Origin of the sequence: Elioraea rosea (assembly GCF_007644105.1) — a bacterium.
In the GTDB taxonomy this organism is placed as follows: Bacteria; Pseudomonadota; Alphaproteobacteria; order Acetobacterales; family Acetobacteraceae; genus Elioraea_A; species Elioraea_A rosea.
This window is the reverse complement of sequence record NZ_VFAC01000080.1, coordinates 1-3,641: the sequence shown is the minus strand read 5'-3', so window position 1 is coordinate 3,641 and position 3,641 is coordinate 1. Positions and strand designations below refer to the sequence as shown.

Annotated in this window: 5 protein-coding genes; all 5 read left to right on the top strand. The window is 71.8% G+C overall.

Features of this window, described 5'->3' with window-relative positions:
• Nucleotides 1-238: 238 nt before the first annotated feature.
• A complete protein-coding gene (locus FIF60_RS21300; RefSeq protein ID WP_239451752.1) occupies nucleotides 239-424 on the top strand; it encodes a DUF3309 family protein in 186 nt (61 codons plus the stop codon).
• Between the two features lie 139 nt (nucleotides 425-563).
• The gene (locus FIF60_RS21295) at nucleotides 564-1,472 is read left to right on the top strand and encodes a sulfite exporter TauE/SafE family protein (protein WP_144300297.1); all 909 of its coding nucleotides are present in this window, start codon (nucleotides 564-566) and stop codon (nucleotides 1,470-1,472) included.
• Entirely contained in the window at nucleotides 1,469-2,215 is a 747-nt protein-coding gene (locus FIF60_RS21290) for a TIGR02186 family protein (protein WP_144300296.1), read from the top strand. The genes FIF60_RS21295 and FIF60_RS21290 overlap by 4 nt, the downstream gene beginning before the upstream one ends.
• A 21-nt stretch (nucleotides 2,216-2,236) precedes the next feature.
• Nucleotides 2,237-2,746, top strand: a complete 510-nt coding sequence (locus tag FIF60_RS21285) for a universal stress protein (protein WP_144300295.1) — start codon at nucleotides 2,237-2,239, stop codon at nucleotides 2,744-2,746.
• 13 nt (nucleotides 2,747-2,759) lie between these two features.
• Complete coding sequence (locus tag FIF60_RS21280) at nucleotides 2,760-3,446, top strand: Crp/Fnr family transcriptional regulator (RefSeq protein ID WP_144300294.1); 687 nt, start codon at nucleotides 2,760-2,762, stop codon at nucleotides 3,444-3,446.
• The last annotated feature ends 195 nt before the right edge of the window (nucleotides 3,447-3,641 follow it).

Genomic DNA, 3,641 nt, shown 5'->3' with positions numbered 1-3,641 from the left:
CGCCCGCGTGCCGGCCGGTGCGGGTGCGGCGGCGGCGGCGTGCGCCAGCGGCAGCGATGCGACGGCAAGCGCCGTGGCGAGGGCGGCGCGGCGTCCGGGCGTGGGATTGGTCATGCGTGTCTCCCTGTCTCGTCGGTGGCCGTGTCCTGTCCCCGCGAAACCGCGCCGGCACCGGGCCCGTTGCGGCTGGGCGGGCCGGCGCATGCCGCGCAAGGCCCCGACATGGCGGAGTAGGCCAATGACCATGACGCTGCTCGTCGTCCTGCTCATCCTCGTGGTGCTCGGCGGCGGCGGGTTCTGGGGGTACCGGCGGGAATACTACGGTGCCCGCAGCCTCGGCCTCATCACGATCCTGCTTGGCGTGGTGGTGCTGCTTCTTCTTTTCGGCGGGCTCGGCGGCGGGCCGGTCCCGCCCCCGCCCTGACCATCGCCACGCGTGGCGCTTCTGCCGCGCTCGGCTGCCTTGCAGCAAACGCCGCCTCTCCACCGCCCCTTTTTCCTTGTTCCATCGCGGTATCGGCGCAAGCCTCGCATTTCCGCCCTTCCCAGGTGTTGCCTGATCGATGCTGGTCTATCTCCCCATTGCGGAAATGTCGGTCGACGCGCTTCTCGTCGTCGGCATCGGGCTCGTCGTCGGGCTGCTGTCGGGGCTGTTCGGGGTGGGCGGCGGCTTCCTGATGACGCCGCTCCTGATGTTCATCGGCGTTCCCTCCGCCGTCGCCGTCGCAACATCCGCGAACCAGACGATGGGCGCCTCCGTCTCGGGGCTGATCGCGCATTGGCGGCGCGGCAACGTCGACATCAAGATGGGCTCTGTGCTGACGGCAGGCGGCCTCGTCGGCTCGGCCATCGGCGTGCAGCTCTTCCGCCTCATCCGGCAGATCGGCCAGGTCGATCTCGTTGTGGCGGTGTTCTATGTCGTCGTGCTCGGCATCGTCGGCGGGCTGATGGTGGCCGAGAGCGCACGCGCGGTGCTGCGGCGGCGAAAGCAGGTGCGGCGGCGGCTGCACGAGCATTTCTGGATGCACGGGCTGCCGCTGAAGACGCGCTTCCGTCAGTCGCGCCTCTACATCTCCGTCATCCCGCCATTGCTGATCGGCTTCGGCATCGGCCTTCTCTCGGCCGTCATGGGCGTGGGCGGCGGCTTCGTCCTCGTGCCGGCAATGATCTACCTTCTCGGCATCCCCACCGGGGTCGTCATCGGAACGAGCCTGTTCCAGGTGGTGTTCGTCACCGCCGCGGTGACGGTGATGCAGGCGGTGAGCACGCAGAGCGTCGACATCATCCTCGCGCTGCTGCTGATGGCAGGCGCGGTCGCCGGCGCGCAGTTCGGCGCCGCGCTCGGGTCCCGGCTGCGGGGCGAGGAGACGCGCGGGCTGCTCGGGCTTCTCGTGCTCGCGGTCGCGGTCGAGCTCGCCTGGGGGCTGCTGCGCCGGCCGGAGCAGCTCTACACGCTGGGGCCGGCGCTATGAGGCGCGCCGCGATCGCTGCCCTGCTCGTGCTGACCCTGCTGCCGTGGACGCGGCCGGCGACCGCGCAGCTCCTGGTGGCGGAGCTGTCGCAGCGCGAGGTGGCCGTCACCACCGGCTTCTCGGGCGCCGAGCTCCTGGTGTTCGGCACCTCGGCAGGCGAGGCGGCTGGCCCGGGCGGCGACGTGATCGTGACCCTGCGTGGCCCGAACGCGCCGGTCGTCGTCCGGCGCAAGGTTCGGGTCGCGGGCATCTGGCTCAACGGCCCCTCGGAACGATTCGACGCAGCGCCGAGCTTCTATGCCGTCGCCTCGACGCGCCCGGTCGAGGCCATCCTGCCTGTCGAGGAACGGCGTCGGCTTCGCATCGGGCTCGCCTCGCTGCCGCTTTCCCCCCGCGGGCGCATCGAGGACCCGACCTTCCGCCAGGCGCTGCTCGAGCTGAAGCAGGACCAACGCCTCTACGAAGAGGACGCAGAGGGCGTGCAGATCGCGGCAGACAGGCTGTTCCACGCCCGTCTGTTCCTGCCCCCGGCTGTGATCCCGGGCCTCTACCGCGTCGAGATCCTGCTCGTGCGCGACGGCAGGGTGATGGCGGCACGCGACCTGCCGTTGACCGTCGTGCGCGCCGGAACCTCCGCCGAGATCTGGCACATCGCCCGCGAGGAGCCGCTCGCCTATGGCGTGGCGGCCGTCTTCCTGGCCGCCTTCGCGGGCTGGCTCGGCTCCGTGCTGTTCAGGCGCTGATCCCGCGCTAATCTCGGGGGCATGAGCACCGACACCCCCTCGCCCGACCCGGCCCACGCCGCGGCCCGCCGTGCCAGAACGTTCCTCGTGGTGGTCGATGACAGCGCCGAACGTGCCGTCGCGCTGCGCTATGCCGCGCTTCGAGCCCTTCGCGGCGGCGGCCGCGTGGCGCTCCTGCGCGTGACCGAGCCGGTCGGCCAGGCCGAATGGGCCAACATCGCCGAGATGATGCGCGAGGAACGCCGCGCCGAGGCGGAACAGCTCCTGCAGGGGCTCTCGGCGGAGGTGAACCGGATCACCGGGCAGATGCCCGTCGTCTACGTGCGCGAGGGCGATGCGCGCGAACAGCTCCTCGCCCTGCTCGGCGAGGAGCCCGGCATCTCCGTTCTCGTGCTCGCCTCCTCCGGCGCGGCCGAAGGGCCTGGGCCGCTGATCAGCGCGCTCACCGGCCGCTACAATCGCCTTCTGCGCACGCCGCTCGTGATCGTTCCCGGCAACCTGACGGAGGACGAGCTCGAAACCGTAACGTGAAGGCAGAACGCCCATGAACGCCACCGCCCTTGCAGGCTTCGCGATGCTCGCCGGCGCGCCGGCCGATGCGCTCGCCCGCGCCGCCGCCGCCGCGCATGCGCGCAGCTTCGAGCCGGGCGTGACGGTGTTCGACTTCGACGAGCCGGCTTCTGAGGTGCTGTTCATCGTCTCCGGCGCGGTGCGGATCATTGCGCGCACGCCGGGCGGGAGGGAGTTCGTCTATCGCGACATCGAGGCGGGCGGCGTGATCGGCGAGATCGCCGCGATCGACGGCGCGCCCCGCTCGGCCTCCGCCACGGCGCTCGTGACAACACGGGTGCTCGCCCTGCCGAACGCCGCCTTCCTCGCTCTCGTCTCGGCCGCACCCGAGGTCGCCCTGCGGCTCCTAAAGCTCCTGACGGCGCGGGTGCGCGAGCTTTCCACCCGCCTCGTCGAGCAGAGCTCGATGACGGTGCGCCAGCGCGTCGCCTCCGAGCTCCTGCGCATGGCCAAGCCGCGCCAGGGTGGCGACGGCTTCGCCGTATCGCCGCCGCCGCCGCAGCACGTGCTTGCCGCACGGATCGGCTCGCGCAGGGAGGCGGTGTCGCGCGAGATCGCGGCGATGCGCCGCGAGGGCCTCCTGTCGATGAGCCGCGGTGCGCTCGTGCTGACCCGCGCCGACGCGCTGCGCGACCTCGCCCGCGCCGAGGTCGACCTGTAGCGGTAGCCGCCGGGGCGTGCCCCGGCGCACCGCATCCTGACCGTTACAGGGTCATCATGGTCCGACTCCGGAAGAGGAGATCCGGCCCATGCGCATCATCTGCATCGCACTCCTCGCGGCAGGCCTCGCGGCCGCCGCCCTCGCCGCCGCCACGCCGCGCAGCGGCCAGCCGCCGCGCCAGCCCGGCCCTGTGAG